This window comes from Streptomyces sp. NPDC050625, from assembly GCF_040654755.1.
Taxonomy (GTDB): domain Bacteria; phylum Actinomycetota; class Actinomycetes; order Streptomycetales; family Streptomycetaceae; genus Streptomyces.
This window is the reverse complement of sequence record NZ_JBFAIQ010000035.1, coordinates 48,611-73,428: the sequence shown is the minus strand read 5'-3', so window position 1 is coordinate 73,428 and position 24,818 is coordinate 48,611. Positions and strand designations below refer to the sequence as shown.

The 24,818-nt window shown below is 71.4% G+C and carries 25 protein-coding genes and 1 pseudogene; 22 read left to right on the top strand and 4 right to left on the bottom strand.

The window, feature by feature from the left end:
- Window positions 1-667: ROK family protein (locus AB0I54_RS41295; protein ID WP_363301492.1), on the top strand; the 667-nt coding region annotated here is incomplete at its 5' end.
- 43 nt (window positions 668-710) lie between these two features.
- Here AB0I54_RS41295 and AB0I54_RS41290 read toward each other — a convergent pair.
- The gene (locus tag AB0I54_RS41290) at window positions 711-1,550 is read right to left on the bottom strand and encodes an alpha/beta hydrolase (protein ID WP_363301491.1); all 840 of its coding nucleotides are present in this window, start codon (window positions 1,548-1,550) and stop codon (window positions 711-713) included.
- Window positions 1,551-1,645: 95 nt separating this feature from the next.
- Between AB0I54_RS41290 and AB0I54_RS41285 the strand changes: the two genes are divergently transcribed.
- The gene (locus AB0I54_RS41285) at window positions 1,646-2,137 is read left to right on the top strand and encodes an NUDIX hydrolase (RefSeq protein ID WP_363301490.1); all 492 of its coding nucleotides are present in this window, start codon (window positions 1,646-1,648) and stop codon (window positions 2,135-2,137) included.
- A gap of 7 nt (window positions 2,138-2,144) precedes the next feature.
- Here AB0I54_RS41285 and AB0I54_RS41280 read toward each other — a convergent pair whose 3' ends face one another.
- Window positions 2,145-3,026 carry a DUF4232 domain-containing protein gene (locus AB0I54_RS41280; protein ID WP_363301489.1) on the bottom strand — a complete coding sequence of 294 codons (882 nt, stop codon included), beginning with the start codon at window positions 3,024-3,026 and terminating at the stop codon, window positions 2,145-2,147.
- 531 nt (window positions 3,027-3,557) lie between these two features.
- Between AB0I54_RS41280 and AB0I54_RS41275 the strand changes: the two are divergent.
- The 8 genes and pseudogenes from AB0I54_RS41275 to AB0I54_RS41240 form a co-directional block, all read left to right on the top strand.
- Window positions 3,558-3,728 (top strand): annotated as a pseudogene (locus AB0I54_RS41275) (acetamidase); the annotation flags it as partial.
- Between the two features lie 48 nt (window positions 3,729-3,776).
- The gene (locus tag AB0I54_RS41270) at window positions 3,777-4,376 is read left to right on the top strand and encodes an N-acetylmuramoyl-L-alanine amidase (RefSeq protein WP_363301488.1); all 600 of its coding nucleotides are present in this window, start codon (window positions 3,777-3,779) and stop codon (window positions 4,374-4,376) included.
- 98 nt (window positions 4,377-4,474) lie between these two features.
- The gene (locus AB0I54_RS41265; RefSeq protein WP_363301487.1) at window positions 4,475-5,743 is read left to right on the top strand and encodes a GAF domain-containing protein; all 1,269 of its coding nucleotides are present in this window, start codon (window positions 4,475-4,477) and stop codon (window positions 5,741-5,743) included.
- Window positions 5,744-5,837: 94 nt separating this feature from the next.
- On the top strand, window positions 5,838-7,361 hold the full coding sequence (gene adh, locus AB0I54_RS41260; RefSeq protein ID WP_363301486.1) for an aldehyde dehydrogenase: 1,524 nt from the start codon (window positions 5,838-5,840) through the stop codon (window positions 7,359-7,361).
- Between the two features lie 260 nt (window positions 7,362-7,621).
- On the top strand, window positions 7,622-8,455 hold the full coding sequence (gene mhpD / locus AB0I54_RS41255) for a 2-keto-4-pentenoate hydratase (RefSeq protein WP_363301485.1): 834 nt from the start codon (window positions 7,622-7,624) through the stop codon (window positions 8,453-8,455).
- Window positions 8,452-9,417 (top strand): acetaldehyde dehydrogenase (acetylating), encoded by a 966-nt coding sequence (locus tag AB0I54_RS41250; RefSeq protein WP_363301484.1) that lies wholly within the window; start codon window positions 8,452-8,454, stop codon window positions 9,415-9,417. Before mhpD ends, AB0I54_RS41250 begins: the two co-directional genes overlap by 4 nt.
- Complete coding sequence (gene dmpG / locus AB0I54_RS41245) at window positions 9,414-10,478, top strand: 4-hydroxy-2-oxovalerate aldolase (RefSeq protein WP_363301483.1); 1,065 nt, start codon at window positions 9,414-9,416, stop codon at window positions 10,476-10,478. Before AB0I54_RS41250 ends, dmpG begins: the two co-directional genes overlap by 4 nt.
- 280 nt (window positions 10,479-10,758) lie before the next feature.
- Complete coding sequence (locus tag AB0I54_RS41240) at window positions 10,759-11,343, top strand: XRE family transcriptional regulator (protein WP_363301482.1); 585 nt, start codon at window positions 10,759-10,761, stop codon at window positions 11,341-11,343.
- A 127-nt stretch (window positions 11,344-11,470) separates the two neighbouring features.
- On the opposite strand, the gene AB0I54_RS41235 is transcribed toward AB0I54_RS41240, so the two are convergent.
- Window positions 11,471-12,442 carry a zinc-binding dehydrogenase gene (locus tag AB0I54_RS41235; protein ID WP_363301481.1) on the bottom strand — a complete coding sequence of 324 codons (972 nt, stop codon included), beginning with the start codon at window positions 12,440-12,442 and terminating at the stop codon, window positions 11,471-11,473.
- A 215-nt stretch (window positions 12,443-12,657) separates the two neighbouring features.
- On the opposite strand from AB0I54_RS41235, the gene AB0I54_RS41230 reads away from it, so the two are divergent.
- The 10 genes from AB0I54_RS41230 to AB0I54_RS41185 all read left to right on the top strand — a co-directional run bounded on the left by AB0I54_RS41230 (window position 12,658) and on the right by AB0I54_RS41185 (window position 21,361).
- Window positions 12,658-12,795, top strand: a complete 138-nt coding sequence (locus tag AB0I54_RS41230; protein ID WP_363301480.1) for a hypothetical protein — start codon at window positions 12,658-12,660, stop codon at window positions 12,793-12,795.
- Window positions 12,796-12,842: 47 nt separating this feature from the next.
- Window positions 12,843-13,760, top strand: a complete 918-nt coding sequence (locus AB0I54_RS41225) for a VOC family protein (protein ID WP_363301479.1) — start codon at window positions 12,843-12,845, stop codon at window positions 13,758-13,760.
- Window positions 13,757-15,088 (top strand): aromatic ring-hydroxylating dioxygenase subunit alpha, encoded by a 1,332-nt coding sequence (locus AB0I54_RS41220; RefSeq protein WP_363301478.1) that lies wholly within the window; start codon window positions 13,757-13,759, stop codon window positions 15,086-15,088. Before AB0I54_RS41225 ends, AB0I54_RS41220 begins: the two co-directional genes overlap by 4 nt.
- Window positions 15,085-15,429 (top strand): bifunctional 3-phenylpropionate/cinnamic acid dioxygenase ferredoxin subunit, encoded by a 345-nt coding sequence (locus AB0I54_RS41215; protein ID WP_363301477.1) that lies wholly within the window; start codon window positions 15,085-15,087, stop codon window positions 15,427-15,429. The genes AB0I54_RS41220 and AB0I54_RS41215 overlap by 4 nt, the downstream gene beginning before the upstream one ends.
- Complete coding sequence (locus AB0I54_RS41210) at window positions 15,429-16,637, top strand: FAD-dependent oxidoreductase (protein WP_363301476.1); 1,209 nt, start codon at window positions 15,429-15,431, stop codon at window positions 16,635-16,637. The genes AB0I54_RS41215 and AB0I54_RS41210 overlap by 1 nt, the downstream gene beginning before the upstream one ends.
- Before the next feature lie 206 nt (window positions 16,638-16,843).
- The gene (locus AB0I54_RS41205; RefSeq protein WP_363301475.1) at window positions 16,844-17,407 is read left to right on the top strand and encodes a 3-phenylpropionate/cinnamic acid dioxygenase subunit beta; all 564 of its coding nucleotides are present in this window, start codon (window positions 16,844-16,846) and stop codon (window positions 17,405-17,407) included.
- 14 nt (window positions 17,408-17,421) lie between these two features.
- Window positions 17,422-18,279, top strand: coding sequence for an alpha/beta fold hydrolase (locus tag AB0I54_RS41200; protein WP_363301474.1), 858 nt, complete (start codon window positions 17,422-17,424; stop codon window positions 18,277-18,279).
- Between the two features lie 3 nt (window positions 18,280-18,282).
- The gene (locus AB0I54_RS41195; RefSeq protein ID WP_363301473.1) at window positions 18,283-19,134 is read left to right on the top strand and encodes an SDR family NAD(P)-dependent oxidoreductase; all 852 of its coding nucleotides are present in this window, start codon (window positions 18,283-18,285) and stop codon (window positions 19,132-19,134) included.
- Between the two features lie 62 nt (window positions 19,135-19,196).
- Entirely contained in the window at window positions 19,197-20,786 is a 1,590-nt protein-coding gene (locus AB0I54_RS41190; protein ID WP_363301472.1) for a long-chain fatty acid--CoA ligase, read from the top strand.
- The gene (locus AB0I54_RS41185; protein WP_363301471.1) at window positions 20,783-21,361 is read left to right on the top strand and encodes a GNAT family N-acetyltransferase; all 579 of its coding nucleotides are present in this window, start codon (window positions 20,783-20,785) and stop codon (window positions 21,359-21,361) included. The genes AB0I54_RS41190 and AB0I54_RS41185 overlap by 4 nt, the downstream gene beginning before the upstream one ends.
- 244 nt (window positions 21,362-21,605) lie before the next feature.
- Here the strand turns inward: AB0I54_RS41185 and AB0I54_RS41180 are convergent, their stop codons facing one another.
- Window positions 21,606-21,884, bottom strand: coding sequence for a hypothetical protein (locus AB0I54_RS41180; RefSeq protein ID WP_363301470.1), 279 nt, complete (start codon window positions 21,882-21,884; stop codon window positions 21,606-21,608).
- Between the two features lie 640 nt (window positions 21,885-22,524).
- Between AB0I54_RS41180 and AB0I54_RS41175 the strand changes: the two genes are divergently transcribed.
- Window positions 22,525-23,466, top strand: a complete 942-nt coding sequence (locus AB0I54_RS41175) for an ABC transporter ATP-binding protein (RefSeq protein ID WP_363301469.1) — start codon at window positions 22,525-22,527, stop codon at window positions 23,464-23,466.
- Complete coding sequence (locus AB0I54_RS41170; RefSeq protein ID WP_363301468.1) at window positions 23,463-24,818, top strand: ABC transporter permease; 1,356 nt, start codon at window positions 23,463-23,465, stop codon at window positions 24,816-24,818. The genes AB0I54_RS41175 and AB0I54_RS41170 overlap by 4 nt, the downstream gene beginning before the upstream one ends.

The window sequence follows — 24,818 nt, the reverse complement described above, 5'->3', positions numbered from 1 at the left end:
CCGGGCCCCGGCTGCGGCGGTACGCCGACTCCGCGGCCGAACTCCGGCTGCACGCGCAGTACGCCGCCGCGCTGCCCCTCGCCGAGGCCGCGCCGAGCTCTGGCTCGGCGAGCGCACGCCCGGCGACTTCGTGCACGTGTCGGCCGAGATCGGCATCGGTGCCGCGGTCGTCGTGGACGGGCAGCTGCTGCGCGGCACCCGGGGCTTCGCCGGCGAGCTGGGCCATGTGCCCGTGCGGCCGGACGGGCCGCCGTGCCCGTGCGGTGGGCGCGGGTGCCTGGAGCAGTACGCCGGCGAGGAGGCGGTCCTGCGCGCGGCCGGCCTGGAGCCGGGCGAGGATCTCGTCGGTCTCCTGGCCCGGCGCGCCGAGGGGGGCGACGAGGACGTACGGCGGGCCCTGCGGGACGCGGGGACGGCACTCGGCATCGCCCTGACCGGGGCGGTCAACCTGCTCGACCCCGAGTCCGTCGTCCTGGGCGGCGCGCTGGCCGGGCTCTCGCCCTGGCTGCTGCCGTCGCTGGAGCGCGAGTTGGCAGACCGCACGGCGGGGCCCGCGTGTCCGGTGTCGGTGTCACGGCTGGGGTCCGAGGGGCCGCTGCTGGGCGCCGCGCACAGTGTGGTGCGGGCCGTCCTCGACGACCCGACCATGGTCGCGGAGCACGTCTGACAGCAGCTCAGGGCGTGACGGTGTCTCGGTGCCTGACAACACCTCAGCCCAGGAACGCCGCGCTCGTGGTGCGGAAACGCTCGGGGTCGTCCAGCCACGGGAAGTGGCCGGCGCCGGGCTGGACGACGAACCGGGCGTCGGGGAACAGCCCGGCGAACTCGGCCATCGCGGGTGGCGGCGAGTTCAGGTCGAACTCGCCGGCGAGCAGCAGTACCGGCTGCCCGAAGGCGGCGAGTGCGGTGCGAGTGGCGTCGGGGGCGTAGGCGCCCTCCGCTCCGTAGACCGCCGCGGCCTGCTGGTTCCGCTGTGCGTCCTCCGCGGCCCGGTGAGCACGTGCCGCCGTGTCCCAACGGCCGTAGTAGAAGGGCGCGATGGCCTGCCAGGAGTCGGGGGTGGCCCGGCCCGCGACGATCGTTTCCAGCGCCGCGAAAGCCTCCGGGAACCAGGGCTCGTCCCGTCGGAGCATGGCCGTCTCGCGCCGCAGATCCCCGCTGATCGTGAGGCCGACGGCCATCGGGCCGGGTGTGATCAGCGCCAGCTTGCCGACGCGGTCCGGATGGTGCTCCACGTATCGCACGGCCAGATTCGCGCCGCCCGAATGCCCGAGCAGATCCACTCGGTCCAGTCCCAGATGCTCGCGCAGCGCCTCCACGTCCGCGACGAGCCGGTCGCAGCGGTACAACGCCGGGTCCTCGGGCACGCCCGAGGACCCCGTTCCCCGCAGATCGAGCATGATCAACCGACGGTGTCCGGAAAGACCCCCGAGGTCGCCGAGGTAGGCGGAGGCCTGCATCGGCCCACCGGGCAGGCAGATCAGCGGTGGGCCGTCGCCGAAGACGTGATAGGCCAGCTCGGTTCCGTCGTACGCGGTGAAATGGGGCATGGGGACGACCCTGGCAGCGGCGTTCGTGCGGGGCAACCGGGTTCCGGGCCGCCGGGATCCGGGCAGGGAACCGTCATCCGACTGGGGAGGCAGGCGTGGCGGAGTGGGTACCCCGTGAGATCTGGATCAAGACCCAGCCGCAGGCCCTGCTCGCCTCGTGCGTGCTGATGCTGGACGACCGTGACCGCATCCTGCTCCTGCGCTACGGGCCCGAGGCGCCGGTCGCCGGGACCTGGTGGTTGCCGGGCGGAATGCTCGACCACGGGGAGGACCCGTGGACGGCCGCACGGCGGGAGATGCGCGAGGAGACCGGTGTCGAACTCGGGCCCGCTCCCCACCTGATCGGCATCGACCACCGGAAGGACGTCCTCGGCACCGGTCCGGTCCTCGACTGCTTCTTCCACGGCGGCACCCTCGCCGACGACGCGCGCGTCCGGCTCAGCCCCGAGCACGACCGGCACGGGCTGTTCGCTCCCGGCGAGTTGGCCGGCATCCCGCTCACCGCACGGCTGCCCACGCTCACCGCCCTGCACACCGCCGCGCTGTCCGGAACGGTCGCCTGTCTGCGGGAGGGGTTGCCCCTGTGACCGCGGCCTACTCGCCCTTCTTCCACGGGCCGACGGCGATCTTTCCTGTCGTGCCCAGGTCCAGTTCCGGTGTCACCATCACCGGCGCGGCACCCGGCTCGGCCCACACCCTGAGGTAGGGGGCGTTCACGGGCGTGCCGGACAGGACCGTGTTGCGCCACACCAGACCCGCATACGCCCGCTCCCCCGGCTTCAGCGCCAGCGGCCGGGGCGGGCCGTCGGCTCCGGTGCTCCCGGCGATGGACGAGCCGTCGTGCAGCACGCGCACCCCGTTCACCGGCCGGTGATCCTCGTCCAGGGGACTCACCCGGGGGTAGCCGTCGAGGCGGAACGTGCCGGTCCCACAGTTCTCCAGATGGAGCGTCACCACGCGAAGGCCCATCGCGGCATCACCGTCGTCGGCGTACAGCCGCACCCCGGACGACGGGCAGCGCCCGCCTTCGACCGGTGCCTCGTCGACGGGGACGCTCCTGACCTTCATGACCTCGACGCGCGACCACGCCGGCGCGTCCGGCACGTCCGTGATCAGTGAGACGCTGCCCGTCACAGTCCGGCCCGGGCCGACGGACGGCACGGTCGCGGACCTGGACTCCGGCGCCGCTCCGGAATCGGAGACGAGCTTGAAGGTGACGGCGTAGGTGAAGGGTTCCGTCCCGCGGTTGGTCACCTGGTAGGTGGCGCACTGGTGGGGTCCGCCACCGACGCCGGTGACGACGACACCGTCCGTCTCCTCGGCGGACGGCGCGCGCGACGCGGCGGGCTTCGAGGAGAACCCGGTGCCGCACGCCGAGCCGCCGGACCGGTGGGCCACACCGGTCTCGCGACCGCACGCCGTCAGGAGCAGGAGGCCGGCGAGGGCGGCGGTCAGGCCGCGGGAGATTGCACGCATCCGCCGAGTCGATCAGAACGCGATCACGGCAGGCTGTGGCGGAGGCCACTCCTCCGGTCACAGGACCGTCACAGGGCCACCCGATCGAGTGGCCGAGTTGTCCACAGTCCCGGTGTCGTCCACCGAACCACGTGACGGCCTTCTGCCCAACCCGCGATCCCCGTACCGTGATTCACGCGAGGCACCGCCGCAACGTGCATCACGGCGGCGGGCGTTGCCTGATGGACGGGGTGTCCGTTCCGACCGCGGCGCAGGTCGTGCTGATACGGCGTCATCCGGGCCGGACCGGCCGAGGCCACCCACGACCACTGGCGACCACCGGCGGCCGCCCGAGCCCACCTCCTCGAACCCACCTGACCCATCTCACCCACCTCATCCGTCTCACCCACCTCACTCACACCCAACCCGCCAACGGCAGAACGGAGCTGTGCAGCGATGACCGACCCCCGCATCCTGACGGTGCGCCCCGACCCCGGCGAGTACACCTGCACGGCGGGAACATGGACACGCCCGAGATGCGGGCCAGCGTCACTGGACGCATTTCAATTCGCAACCCAGGCGGTGCAATCACCGTTGGCGAACGTGTGCGACACCAATTACACGTGCGTGGCCAGGCTCCGCAAGGACCGGCTGCCGAAGCGCGAGACTTACCGCGGGCTGCACGCCCGGCTGTGCGAGACCGCGGGAGGTCTCCGCCGGTGACTGCGTGCCGCATGCCCCGAACCCCCCACGACGGAAAGGCAACCGACCATGGACCGGGCAAGACCGATCCCCAGCAGGCGACGCTTCCTCAAGGGCGCTGTTCTCGCCGCCGTGCCGTACGCGCTGCTCCCCGACGCGCGGGCCGGTGCGCAGTCCCGCGCCGTCGACTACCCGCTCGCCGAGTGGCGGGCGGCCAGCAGTTCCAACTACACGGCGTCCGACCGGCCCGACAGCTATCGCGTCGACCGCGTGGTCATCCACGTCACACAGGAGTCGTACACCGACACACTGTCGATCTTCCAGAACCCGAAGAAGGAGGTGTCCGCGCACTATGTGGTGCGGTCGGTCGACGGGCACGTCGCGCAGTGCGTGCGCGAGGCCGATGTCGCCTGGCACGCGGGGAACTGGGACTACAACACCCGCAGCGTCGGCATCGAGCACGAGGGCTGGGTGGATCGGCCCGCCTACTTCACCGACGCCCTGTACGCGGAGTCGGCGAAGCTGACCGCGGCGATCTGCGCCACGTACGACATCCCCAGGGACCGGGACCACATCATCGGGCACTACCAGGTGCCGGGCTCCGACCACACCGATCCGGGGCCGGACTGGGACTGGGACCGGTACATCGGACTGGTCAATTTCGCGTAGGACGGAGTCGAATTCACGTAGGCCGGAGTCGAACCTGTTGCCCGCGTGAACACCCCGAGTGACGATGTCCCCCAGCATCGCAGTTCGGGGAGGCCGAGTTGTCCGATCCGTGGGTGGCCCTGGAGCCGGGGGCCGACCCTGCCGAGCGCGTACGGGCGCTGCGCCGGGCGCACGAGACGTTCACCACGGCCGGCACCGTGCCGCTACCGGTGCGGGCGGTGGTGGCGGACTCGTGGCGGCGTTCCGCACGGGCGGGTGTGGGGCCGGACGGCAGCGCGAGCGTGGAACTCATGGACGGGGAACTCGGAACCTATCGGGCGGAGCATCCGCTGGCCCGGGTGATGCCGCTGTTCCGCGAGTTGATGGGCACGTTCGCGTCCGACGGCGAGCACCTGCTCGCCGTGTGCGACGCGCACGGCAGGCTGTTGTGGGTCGAGGGTCATCCGAGCACCCGGCGCCGGGCCGACCGGATGAACTTCGTCCCGGGTGCGCGCTGGGCGGAGACCGCGGTCGGGACTAACGCACCGGGCACGGCGGTCGCCGTCGGCCGGCCGGTGCAGGTCTTCGCGGCGGAGCACTTCATCCGCCGGGTGCAGCCGTGGACCTGTGCGGCCGCACCGGTCCACGATCCGCGCACCGGGCGGGTGCTCGGCGCCGTGGACCTCACGGGCGGCGACGACCTGGCTCATCCGCACAGCCTGGGATTCGTCCAGGCCGTGGCCCGCGCCGCCGAGTCGCAGCTCGCGCTGCTCGACCCGCCGCGGCCCACGGACCGGGCGTCCGGGCTGACGGCGCTGGGCCGGGACGAGGCCGAGCTTGTGCTGGACGGCCGCCGGATCAGGCTCAGCCGCCGGCACAGCGAGCTGATGGTGCTGCTGGCCCGGCATCCGGAGGGGCTGACCGGGGACGAGTTGCTGTGCGCGCTGTACGAGGACGAGTCGGTGACGCCGGTGACGCTGCGCGCCGAACTGGCCCGGCTGCGCAGGCTGCTCGGCCCGGGCATGCTCGCGTCGAGGCCGTACCGGCTGACGGCTCCGCTCGAGTCGGACGTCGCCGTGGTGGAGCGGCGTCTGGAGGCAGGGGCGGTCACAGGAGCCGTGGCGGCGTACTCCGGTCCGCTGCTGCCCGGCTCGCGGGCACCGGCGGTGGTGCGGCTCAGGCGGCGTCTCGCCGACGGGCTGCGCACGGCGCTGATCGCGCGGCGCGATCCGGACCTGCTGGCGGACTGGGCGCACGCACCCTGGGGCGAGGACGACCTGGAGGTGTGGTGGGCGCTCGCGGCGGTGCGGCCGACGGCGACGGTACGGGCACATCTGGCGGCGCTGGAGTCGGAGCTGGCGCTGCCGGCCCGTCGGACACCGCGCTGACCCGGCGCGCAACGTGGTTGCAACGTCCGCGTTCCTACCCTCCTGGCGGGAGCTGCCCAACGGCGGGCAGCGCTTCTGAAGGAGGCAGACCAGCATGACCCGTTACGCGGCGCCCGGTACCGAGGGCGCGATCGTCTCCTACCAGGCGCGCTACGACCACTTCATCGGGGGCGAGTATGTGCCGCCGGCTCGCGGGCAGTACTTCGAGAACCCGTCCCCGGTGAACGGGCAGCCGTTCACCGAGGTCGCGCGCGGCACCGCGGAGGACGTGGAGCGGGCACTGGACGCGGCGCACGCGGCGGCTCCGGCCTGGGGCCGTACGTCGGTGACGGAGCGCTCCGACATCCTCCTCAAGATCGCCGACCGTATGGAGGCCTACCTCGAACCGCTGGCGGTGGCCGAGAGCTGGGAGAACGGCAAGCCGGTGCGCGAGACGCTGGCGGCCGACATTCCGCTGGCCATCGACCACTTCCGGTACTTCGCGGGCGTGATCCGGGCGCAGGAGGGCTCGCTGAGCCAGGTCGACGACGACACGGTGGCGTACCACTTCCACGAGCCGCTCGGTGTGGTCGCACAGATCATCCCGTGGAACTTCCCGATCCTGATGGCGACCTGGAAGCTGGCGCCGGCCCTCGCCGCGGGCAACGCGGTCGTCATCAAGCCGGCCGAGCAGACCCCGGCCTCCATCCACTACTGGATGAGCCTGATCGCGGACCTGCTGCCGCCGGGCGTGGTGAACATCGTCAACGGCTTCGGCGTGGAGGCGGGCAAGCCGCTCGCGTCCAGCCCGCGGGTGGCCAAGGTCGCGTTCACCGGCGAGACGACGACGGGCCGGCTGATCATGCAGTACGCCTCGGAGAACATCAAGCCGGTCACGCTGGAGCTGGGCGGCAAGTCCCCGAACATCTTCTTCGACGACGTCTGGGCGCGTGACGACGACTTCCGGGACAAGGCCCTCGAGGGCTTCACGATGTTCGCGCTCAACCAGGGCGAGGTCTGCACCTGCCCGTCCCGGGCCCTGGTCCAGAGCGGCCACTACGCCGAGTTCCTCGAAGCGGCGGTGGTCCGCACCCGGTTGATCAAGCCGGGGCACCCCCTGGACACGGACACCATGATCGGCGCCCAGGCCTCCAACGACCAGCTGGAGAAGATCCTCTCCTACCTGGACATCGGCCGGCAGGAGGGCGCGAAGATCCTGACGGGCGGCGAACGCATCGAGTACGACGGCGAGTTGAAGGGCGGCTACTACGTCCAGCCGACCATCTTCCAGGGCGACAACCGGATGCGGATCTTCCAGGAGGAGATCTTCGGCCCGGTGGTGTCGGTGGCGTCCTTCGACGACTTCGACGACGCCATCAAGATCGCCAACGACACGCTGTACGGTCTGGGCGCCGGTGTGTGGACCCGCGACGTCAACACCGCGTACCGCGCGGGCCGCGCGATCCAGGCGGGCCGCGTCTGGACGAACTGCTACCACGCGTACCCCGCCCACGCGGCGTTCGGCGGCTACAAGCAGTCCGGCATCGGCCGCGAGACGCACAAGATGATGCTGGAGCACTACCAGCAGACGAAGAACCTCCTGGTGTCGTACTCACCGAAGAAGCTGGGCTTCTTCTAGAGGCACGAGAAAAGGCGCCTGCCCCGGGCTTCTGCCTGACAGGCGCCAGGCCCGCCCACTCCGAAAGTTCCGTCAGCCGGTAAGGGCCCCGGTCGGGGGAAGCGTTCCAGGACCGGCGTGGCCTTTGCCGGCATGCTGCCGGCGTCGTTGTTCCGTGACGCGGAACAAAGAGTGTTCGACCGACGGCGTGGTGTCTATACCGGGAGGTGTCACCGGGGCTCCGAGGGCCCCGCCCCACCACCCCCTTCCGGAGGTAGCCCGTGCCGACCGACCCCGACCGCGTCCCGCCGGACGCCGTGCCACCGGCCGTGGTCAAGGCCGCCGACGCGCTGGCGGAGGCCGCCCGCACCGGGGCCGCCTGCCCTCCGGTGCGCACGCTCTTCGACCACGGTGACATCGACATCGCCTACGCCGTCCAGCGGCTCAACCTCCAGCGCGGCCAGGCCGACGGCCGCCGGATCGTCGGCCGCAAGATCGGTCTGACCTCCCCGGCCGTGCAGCGCCAGCTCGGGGTGGATCAGCCGGACTTCGGCGCGTTGTTCGCGGACATGGCCGTGCCCGAGGGCGGCGAGGTGCCCGCCGGGCAGCTGCTCCAGCCCAAGGTGGAGGCCGAGGTCGCGCTGGTGCTCGGCAGCGACCTGCCGTACCGCGAGTGCACCGTCGTCGACGTGCTGCGCGCGGTCGACTTCGTACTGCCCGCCCTGGAGATCGTCGACAGTCGAGTGGCGGGATGGGACATCTCCATCGTCGACACCGTCGCCGACAACGCCTCCTGCGGCCTGTACGTCCTGGGTGGGTCTCCGGTGCCGCTGACCGGGCTCAATCTTCGATCGGTGCGGATGACCATGACGCGGGGTGGCGAGGTGGTCTCCGAGGGGACCGGTGCCGATTGCCTCGGCAGCCCTCTCAACGCGGCCGCCTGGCTGGCTTCGGCCCTCGCCGGGATGGGAGACCCGCTGCGGGCGGGCGACCTCGTGCTGACCGGAGCCCTGGGCCCGATGGTCCCCGCCGCCCCGGGCGATGTGTTCGAAGCCCGCATCTCGAACCTGGGCTCCGTGCGGGTCGGGTTCTCCTCGGATGGAGACAACCAGTGAGCAGTGAGACGAACGCGCGCACCAAGGTGGCGATCATCGGGTCGGGAAACATCGGCACCGACCTGATGATCAAGGTACTGCGCCTGTCCGACAGCCTGGAGATCGTCGCGATGGCCGGCATCGACCCGGCCTCGGACGGCCTGGCCCGCGCCCGCCGTCTGAAGGTGGCCACCACCCACGAGGGAGTGGACGGGCTGGTGAAGCTGGACGAGTTCGCGGACGTGCGGTTCGTCTTCGACGCGACCTCCGCCGGTGCCCACAAGCGTCACGAGGAGGTGCTGCGCCCTCTCGGCCGGACGCTCATCGATCTCACCCCGGCGGCCATCGGCCCTTACGTGGTGCCCCCGGTCAACGGCGACGCCCACCTCGGCGCGCCGAACGTCAACATGGTCACCTGCGGCGGCCAGGCCACGATCCCGATCGTCGCGGCGGTCAACGCGGTCACCCCCGTCCACTACGGCGAGATCGTCGCGTCCATCGCCTCCCGCTCCGCGGGCCCCGGCACCCGGGCGAACATCGACGAGTTCACCGAGACCACCTCCTCGGCCATCGAGCAGGTCGGAGGCGCCGCCCGGGGCAAGGCGATCATCGTCCTCAACCCGGCCGAGCCCCCGCTGATCATGCGCGACACCGTGCACTGCCTGGTCTCGGACTGCGACACAGAGGCCGTCACCGCCTCCGTCGAGGAGATGGCCGGACGCGTCCAGGCGTACGTCCCCGGCTACCGCCTCAAGCAGAAGGTGCAATTCGACCGCGTGAGCTCCGACGACCCGCTGCGCTCCCTGCTGCCCGCCCGGGCCGCCGGCACCGACGCGCTGAAGGTCTCGGTCTTCCTCGAGGTCGAGGGCGCCGCCCACTACCTGCCGGCCTACGCAGGAAATCTCGACATCATGACCTCGGCCGCGCTGCGCACCGCGGAGCGCATGGCCGCACACCGCTCCACCGAAGGGGCCGCACGATGACCTCGACCGAGACCAAGAACGCCACCGCGACCCCGTCGGCCCCGCACGACCTGTACGTCCAGGACGTCACTCTGCGGGACGGCATGCACGCCGTCCGCCACCGCTACACCGTCGAGCAGGCCCGCACCATCGCCGCCGCCCTGGACTCCGCCGGCGTCTCCGCGATCGAGATCGCCCACGGCGACGGCCTGTCCGGGTCCAGCATCAACTACGGTGTCGGCGCCCACACCGACTGGGAGTGGATCGAGGCCGTCACGGACGCCAGCGGCAACGCGGTGCCCACCACGCTCCTGCTGCCCGGCATCGGCACCCTCCACGACCTCAGGCAGGCCCACAAGCTGGGGATCCGCTCGGTGCGCATCGCCACGCACTGCACCGAGGCCGACATCTCCGCCCAGCACATCACCGCCGCCCGCGAGCTGGGCATGGACGTCGCCGGGTTCCTGATGATGTCCCACATGGCCGAGCCCGCCGAACTCGCCCGCCAGGCGAAGCTGATGGAGTCCTACGGCGCCCACTGCGTGTACGTCACCGACTCCGGCGGCCGACTGACCATGGACGGCGTACGCGACCGCTTCCGCGCCTACCGCGACGTCCTCGACCCGCGCACCGACCTGGGCATCCACGCCCACCACAACCTCGCCCTGGGCGTGGCCAACTCCGTCGTCGCCGTCGAGAACGGTTGTACCCGTGTCGACGCCTCGCTGGCCGGCCAGGGCGCGGGGGCGGGCAACTGCCCTCTGGAGGCGTTCATCGCCGTCGCAGACCTGATGGGCTGGAAGCACGGCTGCGACCTCTTCCCGCTCATGGACGCCGCCGACGACCTCGTCCGGCCCCTGCAGGACCGCGAGGTCCGCGTGGACCGCGAGACCCTCAGCCTGGGCTACGCGGGGGTGTACTCGAGCTTCCTGCGCCACGCCGAGACCGCTGCCGCCCGGTACGGTCTGGACACCCGCAGCATCCTCGTCGAGGTCGGCCGACGAGGCATGGTCGGCGGCCAGGAGGACATGATCACCGACATCGCCCTGGACCTGGCCGCCCGCGCAGGCAGCGCGACCTGATCCGGCGGCCCGACCCCGGAGGCCGGCCGTGGTTCAGGGCGTTCATGCCCCGCGGCCGTCCTCCGGGGGAGACGCTGCTGCAGGACCACGGCAGCGCGACGGTGCCGTCACCGTCCGGCACGTTGACGGCCGTGACGCCGAAGGAGGAAGAGGGATGGGGCATGATCCGATGGGGGAACAGGACATGATCCGGATGCTCCCGCCAGGCGGAGCCTCTCGCCGTTCGCGGGGGACGGCTCGTGCTGATCTTCATCGCCTGGGGGTGGCCTACAGTGGTGCCGTGTCGTCCGGAAACGCCGTGGTCGCACGCAACGTGCGCATCCTCAGAGAACAGCGTGGCCTGTCCCTGGCCGAGTTGGCCCGCCAGGCCGGGCTGGCGAAGCAGACGCTGTCGAAGCTGGAGCAGGGCACCGGAAACCCCACGGTGGACACGCTGTTCTCCATCGCCACCGCGCTCGGCGTGCCCGTGACGCGACTGGTCTCGGAGCGCGAACAGGTCATGACCGTGCAGCGGGCCGGCGAGGTGACCTGGAGCGAGCACTCCGGATACGAGAGCCGTGCGCTCGACCACATCTACGGCTCCGGTGTGATCGAGAACTATCTGGTACGCATCGGCCGGCAGCCCTCGGGAGCGGGTGGCCGGTCGGAGCCGCACCCGGTGGGCACCCTGGAGCACCTGTACGTGATCAGCGGCCGTGTGCGGGTGGGACCGGTCGACAGCTCTGTCGAGCTCGCCGCCGGGGACTTCGCCCGCTATCCCGGTGACCGTCCGCACCTCTACGAGTCGCTGGACGACCAGAGCCTGGTGCACATCGTGGTCAGTGTGCCCCGGGTGCAGCCGGGAACGGGACGGAACGGCCTATGAGCGCCGGGCCGGGCGTCGCCTCCTCGCGGTCGAACGCGATCCCAGCAGCGAGACGAAGTCCTGCCCGGTGCCTCCCGTGAAGCCGAGCACACGCTGATGACGATGTCTGGCGCCGACTCCGGGACCCTCAGCTGGGGCGGACGACGGCCTTTCCGGTCAGCTCGCCGTCGATCATCGCCTGGAAGCCGGAATGGACGTCCGTGAGCGGCAGCACCCGGTCGATGCGGGGCTTGGTCCCGGTGTTCTCCATGAACCGCAGCAGCGAGACGAACTCCTGCCGGGTGCCGCCCGTGGAGCCGAGCACACGCTGCTGGAGGTAGAAGATCCGGTTCAGGTCGGCCGGGGGGTTGGCGCCGCTGGTCGCGCCCGCCACCACCACCGTGCCGCCGGGCCGCAGAGCCTTCAGGGAGTGTCCCCAGGTCGCCTGCCCGACGGTTTCCACGACCACGTCCACCTTCGTGGGCAGGCGGGTGCCGGACGGCACCGCTTCGTGCGCTCCCAGCTCACGAGCGGCAGCCAGCTTGGACTCGGAGCGGCTGGTGGCGTACACGGTGGCCCCGGCGGCCCGCGCCAGGGTGATGGCGGCCGAGGCGACACCGCCGCCGGCGCCCTGTACCAGGACCCGGTCGCCGGGACGGATCCGGGCCTGGGTGAACAGCATCCGGTAAGCGGTGAGCCATGCCACCGGCAGGCAGGCGGCCTCCTCGAAGGACAGGCCGGCGGGCTTGGGGATCAGATTGCGCCGCGGGACGCAGAGCAGCTCGGCGAAGGCACCGTCGTGCCGTTCGGACAGCAGCGTGCGGCCCGGGTCGAGTGTCTCGTCGCCGCCCCCGGCCGCGGGGTCGCCGATCACCGGGTGGACGACGACCTCGTTGCCCTCCTCGTCGACGCCCGCCGCGTCGCAGCCGAGCACGATGGGCAGCCGGTCGGCCGGGTGCCCGACTCCGCGCAGAGTCCAGAGGTCGTGGTGGTTGAGGGCCGCCGCCCGCACGCGTACGAGCGTCCAGCCGGGAGGCACCGTCGGCTCGGGCACCTCACGCAGCTCCAGCCCGCTCAGCGGGTCGTCCGGATCCTGGCGCACGGCCACGGCAGCAAGCATGCGGTTCTCCTCGGAGGCACAGGGGTGTCGGTGCCCAACGATTCCCCCGGCCACCGGGGTGCTCCAGCGGTTGTGCCGCGCCACGGCACGGCCACCGCCGGAGGTGCACGGCCACGGCGGGGGTGCACGGCCACCGCCCGGGGGTGACAGAGCCGCGTTCCGCATCGCGGCACACGCGGTGGGCACACCGCGCGGCACGGCGTCTCCTTGGGGGCATGCAGCACCACAGCGCCGGCGTGACCGCCGTGGACATCCCCCTCGGCGCGGGAGCCCCTCCCGACCGGCTGGTCGCTGTGACCGGCGGCGCCAGCGGACGGCGCGCGGCCGCACGGATCGGCGTCACCGGCCGATGAACCGGCCGCAGCGGCCCGTACACCACCAGCCAGAAGGGGAACCCGCCATGCAACTGAGCGGACTGGGATACTTCGGACTCCGCACCGGGCGGATCGATCAGTGGCGCGCGTTCGCCGAGAACGTCCTCGGCGCGCAGGTCCGGACGACCGAGGACGGACTGCGGCTGCGCGTCGACGAGCGTGGCTGGCGGATCGCTCTCCACGAGAGCGACACCGAGGAGTTCGGTTACGTCGGCTGGGAGCTGCCCGGCCCGGCCGAACTGGAGGCAGCCGCGGCCGAGCTGGAGGCCGCCGGTGTCGCGGTCAAGTACGCCGACGAGGAGTTGCTGCGCCGACGCGACGTGCTCGGCCTCCTCCAGCTGGAGGACCCGAACGGCATCCGCATCGAGCTGTTCCACGGCGCCCGCACGGCCACCGCGCCGTTCGTCTCACCCACCGGAGCACGGTTCGTCACCGGTGACCAGGGCCTGGGCCACGTGGTGTTCAACGTGGACGACTACGACGCCACGTTCCGCTTCTACACCGAGCTGCTGGGCTTCAAGGTCAGCGACTTCTGCGACCTGGGCCGCAAACGGATCGCCTTCCTGCACACCAACCCCCGCCACCACAGCCTGGCCTTCGCCGGCCTGGTGGTCGACCCCGAGCGCAAGCCCAAGAAGGACATCGACCCCGGCGAGCTGTTCCACTTCATGCTCGAGGTCGACGACTACGACACCGTCGGCCACGCGTACGACCGATGCCTGGACGGCGGTGCGCCGATCGCGCTGACGATCGGCCGACACAGCAACGACAAGATGCTGTCCTTCTACGCGATCACCCCGTCCGGCTTCGAGGTCGAGTACGGCTATGGAGCGATCACGGTGTCCGACCCGTGGGTCGCCACCCGCGTCGACGGCACCAGTCTGTGGGGCCACCACCGCCCGCCCAGGCCGGCGCAGAACGCCGCGGAAGGAGACCGGTCGTGACCCTCTCCCGCACCCTGGAGCCGTCCGCCGACGTCAGCGGGTACTTCGACCTGGAGCGCGGCCTCGTCGACCGCACCATCTTCAGCGACAGTGCGCTGTACCGGCAGGAGCTGCGCCGGATCTTCGCACCCAGCTGGTTGTTCCTGGCCCACGAGAGCCAGTTCAAGAAGCCCGGCGACTTCTTCACCACGTTCATGGGTGAGGACCCGGTGATCGTCACCATGGGCAAGGACCGCAAGCTGCGGGCCTTCCTCAACGCCTGCCGTCACCGCGGCATGCGGGTCTGCCGCGCCGACGCCGGCGCCACCAAGGCGTTCACCTGCAGCTACCACGGCTGGTCGTACGACACCTCCGGGAAGCTGATCAACGTCCCCAACGGGGAGGACTACCCCGGCCACTTCGAGCAGGACAAGTGGGGCCTGATCGAGGTCGCTCAGCTGGACACCTACAAGGGCCTGATCTTCGCGACCTGGAATCCCGAGGCCCCGCCGCTGCGCGAGGCCCTCGGTGGCATGACCTGGTACATGGACGCGATGCTCGACCGTGACCCGGAAGGCACCGAAGTCGTCGGCGGCGTCCACAAGTGGGTGCTGGAGGGCAACTGGAAGCTCGCCGCCGAGCAGTTCGCCTCCGACTGGTACCACGTCAACATCTCGCACGCCTCCGCGCTCATGGTGCTCTCGCCCACCGGCAAGGGTCCCAAGAAGGAGATCGTGCAGACCCCCGGCCGGCAGTACACCGACCCGCTGGGCCACGGTGCCGGCTTCCCGACCCACCCCAAGAGCCGCTTCGACGACCGCCTGGTGCATCAGCACTACGACTACGACGCGCTGCGCGAGCGGCTGGGCGACGCCCGGGTCGAGGGCCCGACGACCACCGGCCACGCCACCGTCTTCCCCAACTTCTCCTACCTGCCGGTCAACGGCAGCATCCGCGTCTGGCACCCCAAGGGCCCGGACACGATGGAGGTCTGGGCCTGGACCCTCGTCGACAAGTCGATGCCCGACGAGGTCAAGAACGCCCAGCGCCTGTACAACCTGCGCACCTTCGGACCCACCGGCATCTTCGAGCAGGACGACGGCGAGAACTGGAGCGAGTGCCAGGCCACCGCGGGCGGCTTCGTCGCCGGCGGCATGACCCTCAACTACCAGATGGGCCTCGGCCTGGAGGCCCAGGACGGCGTCCACCCCGGGACCACCGGACGCCTCTACTCCGACGGCGCGGCCCGCGGCTTCTACGCCCGCTGGCGCGACCTGATGAACACCCCCGCCTGGCACGAGCAGCCCGCGGCGGCCGCGAGCCGGACCGTCGAGGAGGACCCCCGATGAGCACCACCACCACTGGTATCCGCGTCGCCGCCGAAGGCGACATCCCCGAGGGCGAGGCCCTGGCCGTCCCCGCCGATGTCACCGGCCACGCCGACGCCATCGCCGTCTTCAACGACGAGGGCACCTACTACGCCCTCGACGACACCTGCTCGCACGGCCAGGCCTCGCTCGCCGAGGGCTGGGTCGAGGGCGGCGAGGTCGAGTGCCCGCTGCACAGCGCCCGCTTCTGCCTGCGCAGCGGCACGCCCCAGTGCATGCCCGCCACCGAGGCCGTGCGCACCCACCGGGTCGAGGTCCGCGACGGCGAGATCTTCGTCCACCCCGGGCAGGAGGCAGCCTGATGAAGCGGATCGCTGTCGTCGGGGCCGGGCTGGCCGCGGTCTCCACCTGCGACGCCCTGCGTGCACAGCACTACGACGGCGAGCTGGTGCTGTTCTCGGCCGAGGAGGGCCTGCCGTACGACCGTCCGCCGCTCAGCAAGGACGTCCTGCTCGGCAAGGCCCGGTACGAGGACGTCCTGCTGCGTCCCGCCGACTGGTACGAGCAGCGGGGTGTGGAGCTGCGGTCGGGCACCACCGTCACGGCGATCCACCCCCAGCAGGGCACCGTGCACCTCGCCGACGGTTCGGCCGTCGACGTCGACCGGATCGTGCTCGCCACCGGCGGCAGCCCGCGCGCCCTGCCGGTCCCGGGCGGTGACGACCCGTCCGTACACCTGCTGCGTTCCTGGGAGGACTCCGAGCGGCTGCGCGAGCGACTGCTGCCCGGGGCCCGGCTGGTCGTGGTCGGCGCCGGGCTGATCGGCGCCGAGACCGCCGCCGTCGCCGTGGCGCTCGGCTGCCGGGTCACCCTGGTCGACCCGGTCGCGGTACCGCTGACCGCCGCCGTCGGCCCGGAGATCGCCGAGGCTCTGCACCGCCGCCACACGGAGGCGGGCATCGAGGTGGTCACCGGCGGCGTCGAGCGGATCGAGCGCGCCGGGGGCTCCGAGGAGGTGTCCGTGCACATCTCGGGCCGCACCGGGCCTGTGGTCGCCGACACCGTGGTGGTCGGCATCGGCATCCGGCCCGACACGGCCCTCGCCGAGGCGGCCGGCCTCAAGGTCGACAACGGCATCGTCGTGGACGCCGCCCAACGCACCTCCCACCCCCACGTCTTCGCCGTCGGCGACGTCGCCCGCCAGGACGGCCACCGGCGCCACGAGCACTGGGAGGCCGCCCAGCAGGACGGCGAGGCCGCGGCCGCGGGACTGCTGGGCAAGCCGATACCGCCGCGGCCCGCGCAGTGGTTCTGGTCCGACCGCCACGGTTCGCGTCTCGAGGCGGTCGGCTCCATGGCCGACGCCGAGCGGACCGTGCTGCGCGGCGTCCCCGGCAGCGGCCCCTGCGCCGTCTTCGGCCTGCGCGGCGACCGCCTCGTGGCCGCCGCCGCGATCGACCGGGTCCGCGACATCAAGGCCGCCCGCCGGCTGATCGACCGGGGCGTGGCGGTGGACGCCGCCCGCCTGGCCGACGAGAGCACCGACCTGCGCACCCTCTTGCGCGGCTGATCGCGCGGCCCGGCGACCGGCCCTTGCGGGCCACCACCCGCCCACGACGAGCGCAGGCGCGTCCTGACGTCGGCGCTCGTCACCACCGCGCGCGCCCGGTGTGCCGAGGAACGGCACACCGGCTCCCCGCCCTCGCCGCATCGCGATGGGATGTCCCCAGCCACCGCCGGGTGTCCCGGGCAGCGTGGCCCTGCAAGGAGTAACCGATGAGCACTCACACCGAGGAGCCCGCAGCCGCCGTGTACGGCACACCGGCCCTGGACGAGGCCCTGCTCCACTTCGAGGTGCAGCGCCTCTACACCCTGGAGGCGCAACTGCTCGACCAGCACCGGTACGCGGACTGGCTGGAGCTCTTCGCCGACGATCTGCACTACTGGGCGCCGGTGCGCACCAACCGTCTGCGCCGCCAGCAGAGTCTCGCCGACGGCGCCCCCGGTGAGGTGGCGATCTTCGACGAGACCAAGGAGAGCTTGATGTGGCGCATCCGCCGCTTCGACTCCGGTATGGCCTGGGCCGAGGATCCGCCCTCGCGGACCCGCCACCTGATCACCAATGTCGCGGTGCGTCCGGGTGACGAGCCGGGGCACTACACGGCCGAATCGGCGTTCCTCTGCTACCGCAACCGCCTGGAGCGTGAGGTCGACATCTACGCCGGCGGACGCACCGACGTCCTGCGGCGGGACGCGGACGGGGGCCTGGTGATCGCCCGCCGCACGATCCTGCTCGATCAGAACGTCCTGCTCGCCAAGAACATCAGCACCTTCCTGTGAACCGGAGCCCCGACGTGACCCCTGAAGAGCCGAAGATCATCAAGCACACCGTGGAGACGACCCTCGGTCCGATCGCGGTCAGTGAGGCCGGCCAGGGGCCGGTGCTGGTGATGCTGCACGGCGGTGGCCCGGGCGCGAGCGCGGTCGCCAACTACCAGCAGAACCTCCCCGCCCTGGCGCCGTACTTCCGCGTGGTCCTCCCCGACCAGCCCGGCTTCGGCGGCAGCTACCGCCCCACCGAGGCCGATCTCGACGCCCGCAGCATCACCGACATCACCGTCGACGCCCTGCTGCAGACCCTCGACGCCCTGGGCATCGACCGCTTCCACCTGCTGGGCAACAGCCTTGGCGGTGCCGCGGCCATCGCCACCGCTCTGGCCGCACCGGAACGGGTGGAGAAGCTGGTCCTGATGGCGCCGGGCGGCGGATGGCTGCCCTTCGGGCCCACCCCGACCGAGGGCCAGAAGGCGATGTTCCGCTACTACAACGGCGACGGCCCGAGCGTGAAGAAGATGCGGGACTTCCTCCGCGTCATGACCGCCGAGCCCAAGCGCTGGGAGGACACGGTCCAGGCCCGGTACGAGGCATCGCTCGACGAGTCGCACATCGCCTTCTACCACCGCTACAACGCGGCCTTCGCCAAGCGCCACGGCATGGACCCGCTCTGGCGTGACGCTCACCGGATCAAGGCTCCGACCCTGCTGCTGTGGGGCCGTGACGACCGCACCATCACCCTGGACGGCGCCCAGCTCATGCTCAAGCAGATCCGCGACGTGCAGCTGCACGTCTTCGGCGGCTGCGGTCATTGGGTCCAGCTGGAGCGGCAGGCGGAGTTCGAGCGCCTGGTCACCGACTTCCTTCAGGAGGACTGAGCCGTGGCATCCACCGCCGGCGGCGGATGGCTGGAGGGCGAGGTCGCCCTGATCACCGGTGGAGCGTCCGGCCTCGGCAGGGCCGTCGCCCTGCGCTACCTGGCCGAGGGAGCGAGCGTGGTCGCCGTGGACCGCGACCGCGCCAAACTGGACGCGGTCGTGGCCGCGGCAGGCGAACACGCCGACCGCGTCCTGACCGTGCCCGGAGACGTACGGTCCCCGGACGACCTGCACACGGCGGTCAGGGCCGCGGTCGACCGGTTCGGAAAGCTCGACATCCTCGTGCCCAACGCGGGAATCTGGGACTACCACCGCAGCGTCACCCGGCTGACCGGCCACGAGCTGGCCGAGGCCTTCGACGAGATCTTCGCCGTGAACGTCAAGGGCTACCTGCTCGCCGTCGAGGCCGCCTGGCGGGAGCTGGTGGCCACCCGTGGCAGCATCGTCATGACCTTGTCGAACGCGTCGTTCCACACCAACGGCGGTGGCCCGGTCTACACCGCCAGCAAGCACGCCTGCCTGGGGCTGGTGCGCGAGTTCGCCTACGAGCTCGCCCCGAAGGTCCGGGTCAACGGTGTGGCCTGCGGCGGCATGCGCACGGGGCTGCGCGGACCGGAGAGCCTGGGCCTGGAAGGGAGGTCCATCGAGGACTCCTTCGCCCGCAGCGAGGCGGCAGGCGAACTGCCCAACGTCCCGCTGTACGAGGCCAGCGTCGAGCCGGAGGACTTCACCGGTGCGTACGTGCTGCTCGCCTCCCGCAGGAACAGCGGCAACATCACCGGCGCCGTCGTTCCCGTGGACGGTGGCATCGCCGTACGCGGATTCCGCACCTCGGCCGGCGGCGCCGGCCTCTGAGCGGAGCCCGCGCCTCACCCCAGTCATCGAGCCACATGCCGACAGCCATCGAAGGAGCCGCCATGGCCAGCGTCGACATCAGCCCCGCCACCGCCCTGCACCGCAGAGCCCGCTACGCCGGCGACAGTACCGCCCTCGTCTACGAGGGGGTGGAGATCTCCGCGGCCGCGCTCGGCGCGACCGTGCGCAGACTGGCCGCGGGCCTGTCCGCCCACGGCCTGCGCCGCGGCGACCGGATCGCCTACCTCGGCCTCAACAGCGCGGCCCTCTTCCAGACCCTGTTCGCCGCCGCCCAGCTCGGCGCGGTCTTCGTGCCTCTGAACCACCGGCTCGCGGCCGACGAGGTCCGCCACATCCTGGTCGACTCCGGCGCGCACACCCTGGTCGTGGAAGAAGGCCACCGCACGCTGGTCGAGTCGATCCTGACCGAGGTTCCCGCCCGCCGCCACGTGCTGGTGGACACGGACCCCGCCTGCCCCGCGGCCGACGCGCCGCCGGCCACGTGGACGCCGCTGTCCGCACTCCTCCGCTCCGCCGACCTCGACCTCGATCCGGTGGAGCTGCACGAGGATGATCTCGCCGCCCTGATGTACACCTCTGGTACCACGGGTCGGCCGAAGGGCGTCATGCTCACCCACGGCAACCTCTGGTGGAACGCCGTCAACGTCGACAGCGCGGTCGACACCCGCCCGGACGACGTCAACCTGGCCGTGGCACCCCTGTTCCACATCGGCGGCCTCAACGCCCTCACCCTGCGCGCCCTCCAGCGCGGCGGCACGATCGTGCTCCGCCGGACCTTCGACCCCGAGCAGTGCCTGGACGACCTGGTCCGTCACCGTGTCACCAGCGTCTTCGCGGTACCGGCGATGTTCACGGCCGTCGCCCGCACCGCCGGCTTCGCGGAGGCCGACCTCTCCGGACTCCGCGCCGCGATCGTCGCCGGCGCTCCCGTACCGCCCCAACTCATCCGCGACTACGCCACCCAGCACGGCGTGTTTCTTCAGCAGGCATGGGGGCTGACCGAGACCGCCCCGTTCGCCACGTACCTGCCCGCGGCACTGACCCTGGAGAAGGTCGGCTCGGCCGGCGCCCCCATGCCGTACACCGAGGTATGCCTCCTCGCTCCGGGCAGCGGCGTGAAGATCACCGAGTCCGAGGTCCGCGGCGAGATCTGCGTCCGGGGCCCCAACGTCACCCCCGGCTACTGGAACAACCCCGGCGCGACCGACGAGGCGTTCGACGACGCCGGCTGGTTCCACAGCGGCGACATCGGCTACCGCGACCGGGACGGGTTCTACTTCGTCGTCGACCGGATCAAGGAAATGATCATCAGCGGTGGGGAGAACGTCTACCCGGCGGAAGTGGAACGCGTCCTCAGCGAGTTCCCGGGCGTTGTCGAGGCGGCCGTCGTCGGCGTACCCGACCCCAAGTGGGGAGAGACCGTACTCGCCGTCCTCACCTGCCGACGCGGCGTCGAGCCCACCCTGGAGCAGGTGCGCGAGTTCGCCGGCCGGCACCTGGCCCGCTACAAACTCCCGACCAAGGTGCTCGTCGTCGACGAACTGCCCCGCAACGCCAGCGGCAAGCTGGCCAAGGCCCGGCTGCGCGACTGGGTCGCACAGCGGTCCACCCATGAAGGGTCGCCGTCATGAACGTCCGGCCCGCCTCCGTACCACCGCCCCCGATTCCGTCTCTCGGGGGCGGCTGGACGCTGCGCCTGGCAGAGCCCGTCGCCGATCTCGCCCGCATCCACGGATGGCTCTCCGCCGCCGGCGCGGTCAGGGACCCCGAGCGACTCCAGGAAGAGCTGCGTGCGAAGTTGGCCGGACGGGCCACTCGGCCCTGCGTCGTCAGCCTCGACGACGTCCCCCTGATCCATCTGGAAGTGCACCGGGTGCTCCATCACGCCCTGCGCGCCTGCTACCCCGTAGGAGCCCACGACCTGGCGCTCGACCTCGTCGCCGGTGATCGCGGCGCCGTCGGCAGTGACCTGGTCGCGCGCCTCCTCCCGGAACTGACCTCGGCTCTCTTCGCGGCTGACCCCCACTGCCGGAGAATCACGGCCGCACCGGACGCGGACGATGCCGTGGCCGTACGGGACTTCCGGGCGGGCGGATTCCGTCACGTCACGGAAGTCGACCTGCCCCACCGCACCGCGGCCCTGCTCGTGGCCGAACGTCCGGAGATCAGCCGGATCTCGACTGCCTTGGACGACATGCCTCACTGAGGAACCGCCGGCAGATCGCGGGGGCCCGGTCTCACGGGTCGGTCAGGAATGCGGTGCCCAGTGACTCGAACCGTCGTGCCCGCTCATACGGCACCCACCGCCCCCACCGGCGAATGCGTAACGGCCGCCTCCTACGGCCGGTTTGTCGGACTTCCCCTAGTCGGGCAGGCTCACGACCACCTTCCGGAACCGCTCTGGTTGGCGATCGTCCAGCAGTAGCCGACATGCCGATGCGGCGGGCGATTCACTGGTGCGCGACCCGTTCGACCGCGCAGTCGTAGCGACCGGTGATCAGCAGAATGACCATCTCCCGCACCCGGTCGTCGATGGACGACTCGTAGCACGGGGCGGCACCGAGGCGTTGCAGGGGGCCGCCTGCTCGGGAGCTGTGCAGGGCGGCGTTGAACCCCCGGGGCGACCGGTGCGCGGGCGTTGCCGACGCCGCTCGGGGTGCTGGTGAGGATGACGCCACAGGGCTCCAGCCGGGTGAACGTGTGTCGACGTCGGCAATGACCGTCGCCACGTCGAAGATCATTTTCTCGGTGCCGGCCTGCCGACCGGCAGTTCCCCGGAGGCGATCACCTCGGGCAGCGCGCGGTCCGCTCGTGCCTCCCTCCCGACTCCTCGGCACCGCCGCTTTCTCGGCCTTCCCCACCTCGCCGGGGACATCGACGTCGGCTCCACCGAGCATCCCGTCCAGCTTTCGGGTGTTCGTCTTCGAGGACCGCGTGCGGGTGCGGGCGTGGAACTTTTCCCGATGCCGCGCGACTCCAGTGTCTGAACTCCCGCCTCTGAACTCCGGCATTCGAGTTCCCGAGTTGTTCACCCGACGGTGACCGCCACAGGGATAGTTGCACGTTACATTCTTCCCGCCTTCCCCGCTGAGATCCCCCACCACCGGCGGACTTCAACCGCTCGTTCCCACCGCGATCCCGGACCTTCCCCCTGCATGGGCAGACGGCAACGCGCATCGAAAGGATCATCCGGATGACCCACGTCGAGGGGCCAAGGCCTCGCCGTCTCGGTACTTCGCGCTGTTGTCGGTAGGGCGTCGGCGCGGTGAATGCCCGCCGTCTCGCCTTCCAGTGATGTTCAACCCCAGGTCCCTGCCGGTCGTTTCGTGGTGCACCTAAGGTCCTTGGCGGTTTCGAAAGAAGGGACTCATGGATACATTCCTCGCAATCCGGGCTCGCGGCATCACCAAGTGCTTCCGCGACGTCGTCGCACTCGACGGCGTCGACATGGATGTGACGCCGGGTCAGATCCACGGCCTGGTCGGGCCGAACGGCGCCGGCAAGACGACGTTGCTCGGCCTCCTGCTGGGCCTGGCCGTCGCCGACAGCGGCAGCCTCGAGATCCTGGGTACGCCCGTCGGGCGGGCGCTCGCCACTCCCGACGGTGTCGCCGGATTCGTGGACGGGCCCGGTCTCTACCCCTCGCTCACCGCCCGGCAGAACCTCGCCGCGCTGGCCGCTCTCCGCGGCCTCGACCCCCGGAGAGCGGGGATCGACGACGTACTCGACCAGGTCGGGCTCACCGATGTCGCCGACGACCGGGCCCGCGGGTTCTCCCTCGGTATGCGTCAGCGGCTCGGGCTCGCCGCCGCGCTGCTCGGCAAGCCCCGGCTGCTCGTGCTCGACGAACCGTCCAACGGCCTCGATCCCGCCGGCAAGAAACATGTGCACGGTGTCCTCAGCCGGCTCGCGGCGGACGGCACCGGCGTCGTGCTCTCCAGCCACCGCATGGACGACCTCGAGGCACTGTGCTCCGAGGTCACGATTCTCGCCACCGGACGGGTGGTCTTCTCCGGCCCGCTCGGCAAGCTGGCCGCCGAGAACCGCGCACTCGACTACCGGCTGCTCACCTCCGACCCGCGGGCCGCTCGCCAACTCGCCGTCGACGCGCGGGGGATCGAGGTCGTCGACGACGCCGGGGCACGGCAGTCGGCCGAGGTGCTCGTCATCCGCGCGCTCGTGCCCGCCCTCGACGAGCTCGTGTCGGAGCTCGTGCACACGGGCATCGCGGTGCGCGAACTAGCGCCCGTGGTGTCGCCGCTCGAAGCCGCCTTCCTCGCCCTCACCGAACAGCAGGAGGCCGGTCGATGACCGCGACCGTCGCCCCCGCCCAGGATTCCGGGGCCCGCCGCGTCCCGGTGACGCGCTGCTACCGCTTCGAGCTTGTCAAGCTCGTCTCCCAGTGGCGGATCCGGCTGCTGGTCCTGGCCTGCTGGATCGCCCCGGCGCTCTTCGTCGCCGCGGTGAGTCAGCAGAGCACGCTCCCCGTCGACACGCTCTTCGGACGCTGGATGCACGCCAGCGGGTGGGCCGGGCCGCTGGTGTTGCTCGGTTTCGCCGGCACCTGGGCGCTGCCCCTGCTGACCTCGGTGGTGGCCGGCGACGTGTTCGCCTCCGAGGACCGGCTCGGCACCTGGCGCCACCTGCTCGTGGCGGTCCGCTCGCCACGGCGCGTCTTCGCGGCGAAGACGCTGGCCAGCCTCACCGTCCTTCTGGTGCTCGTGGTCGGACTGGCCGCTTCCAGCTCGGTCGGCGGGATCGTGGCGGTCGGCGACCATCCGCTGGTCGGCTACGACGGCCATCTGCTCACGCCGTCAGACGCCGCCGTCAAGGTCCTGCTCGCCTGGGCCTGCGTACTGGCCCCGACGCTGGCCCTCGCGGGCATCGGACTGCTCGGCTCAGTCGCGCTCGGGCGGTCTCCGATGGGGCTGCTGCTGCCCGCGCTCTTCGCGCTCGGGATGCAGGTCGTCCAGATGATGCCGATACCCGTCGCCGTGCGCCTCGCCCTCCCCGGCTACGCCTTCATCGCCTGGAACGGTCTGTTCACGGACCCGGTCCAGCTCACCCCGCTGTTCATCGGCACCGTGGTCAGCCTGGTGTGGGCCGTGACCGCGACGGGGCTGGCCTACCTGCTCTTCCTGCGGCGCGACTTCACCGACCTGGGCTACGACGGCTCGGGGCGCCGCGCCGTGACCGCGGGCGTCCTCCCGCTCGCCGGGCTGGTCGCCGCGACGGTCGCCGTCGTCACCGCGACCGGCACGGCCACCGGCTCCGGGATCGAACAGGACAAGGTGCAGCGCTCGGTGGCCACGGCGTTCGCCCACCTCTACCGCATGCAGACCGAGCAGCTCCACCGCCCTGATGTCACCGAAGCCCAGCTGAAGGCCACGGCGACGTGCAACAAGGGCAGCGTCAGGGTCGCGGCGGTCGGGCCCGGCAACGACTGGCGCTGCGTCGTCACGTGGCATCTCCCCGACGTCGAGGCCACAGGGCAGGCCATCTACCAGCTCGACGTCACCCCCGACGGGCGGTTCGTCGCCGACGGCGACGGACCGAAGGAAGTGAACGGCTACTTCCTGGTGCGCACTCCGACCGGAGACGCACCGAACCCGCTCTGGCAGTTCGACGGCAATGTCGATCTGCTTTCCACCTCGAAGGGATAA

What these genes read in the sequence shown, in the direction of transcription:
- AB0I54_RS41290 (WP_363301491.1), bottom strand. Translation starts at nt 1,550, where the DNA reads ATGCCCCATTTCACCGCGTACGACGGAACCGAGCTGGCCTATCACGTC.
- AB0I54_RS41280 (WP_363301489.1), bottom strand. Translation starts at nt 3,026, where the DNA reads ATGCGTGCAATCTCCCGCGGCCTGACCGCCGCCCTCGCCGGCCTCCTG.
- AB0I54_RS41270 (WP_363301488.1), top strand. Translation starts at nt 3,777, where the DNA reads ATGGACCGGGCAAGACCGATCCCCAGCAGGCGACGCTTCCTCAAGGGC.
- adh (WP_363301486.1), top strand. Translation starts at nt 5,838, where the DNA reads ATGACCCGTTACGCGGCGCCCGGTACCGAGGGCGCGATCGTCTCCTAC.
- dmpG (WP_363301483.1), top strand. Translation starts at nt 9,414, where the DNA reads ATGACCTCGACCGAGACCAAGAACGCCACCGCGACCCCGTCGGCCCCG.
- AB0I54_RS41235 (WP_363301481.1), bottom strand. Translation starts at nt 12,442, where the DNA reads ATGCTTGCTGCCGTGGCCGTGCGCCAGGATCCGGACGACCCGCTGAGC.
- AB0I54_RS41230 (WP_363301480.1), top strand. Translation starts at nt 12,658, where the DNA reads ATGCAGCACCACAGCGCCGGCGTGACCGCCGTGGACATCCCCCTCGGC.
- AB0I54_RS41225 (WP_363301479.1), top strand. Translation starts at nt 12,843, where the DNA reads ATGCAACTGAGCGGACTGGGATACTTCGGACTCCGCACCGGGCGGATC.
- AB0I54_RS41215 (WP_363301477.1), top strand. Translation starts at nt 15,085, where the DNA reads ATGAGCACCACCACCACTGGTATCCGCGTCGCCGCCGAAGGCGACATC.
- AB0I54_RS41210 (WP_363301476.1), top strand. Translation starts at nt 15,429, where the DNA reads ATGAAGCGGATCGCTGTCGTCGGGGCCGGGCTGGCCGCGGTCTCCACC.
- AB0I54_RS41205 (WP_363301475.1), top strand. Translation starts at nt 16,844, where the DNA reads ATGAGCACTCACACCGAGGAGCCCGCAGCCGCCGTGTACGGCACACCG.
- AB0I54_RS41190 (WP_363301472.1), top strand. Translation starts at nt 19,197, where the DNA reads ATGGCCAGCGTCGACATCAGCCCCGCCACCGCCCTGCACCGCAGAGCC.
- AB0I54_RS41185 (WP_363301471.1), top strand. Translation starts at nt 20,783, where the DNA reads ATGAACGTCCGGCCCGCCTCCGTACCACCGCCCCCGATTCCGTCTCTC.
- AB0I54_RS41175 (WP_363301469.1), top strand. Translation starts at nt 22,525, where the DNA reads ATGGATACATTCCTCGCAATCCGGGCTCGCGGCATCACCAAGTGCTTC.
- AB0I54_RS41170 (WP_363301468.1), top strand. Translation starts at nt 23,463, where the DNA reads ATGACCGCGACCGTCGCCCCCGCCCAGGATTCCGGGGCCCGCCGCGTC.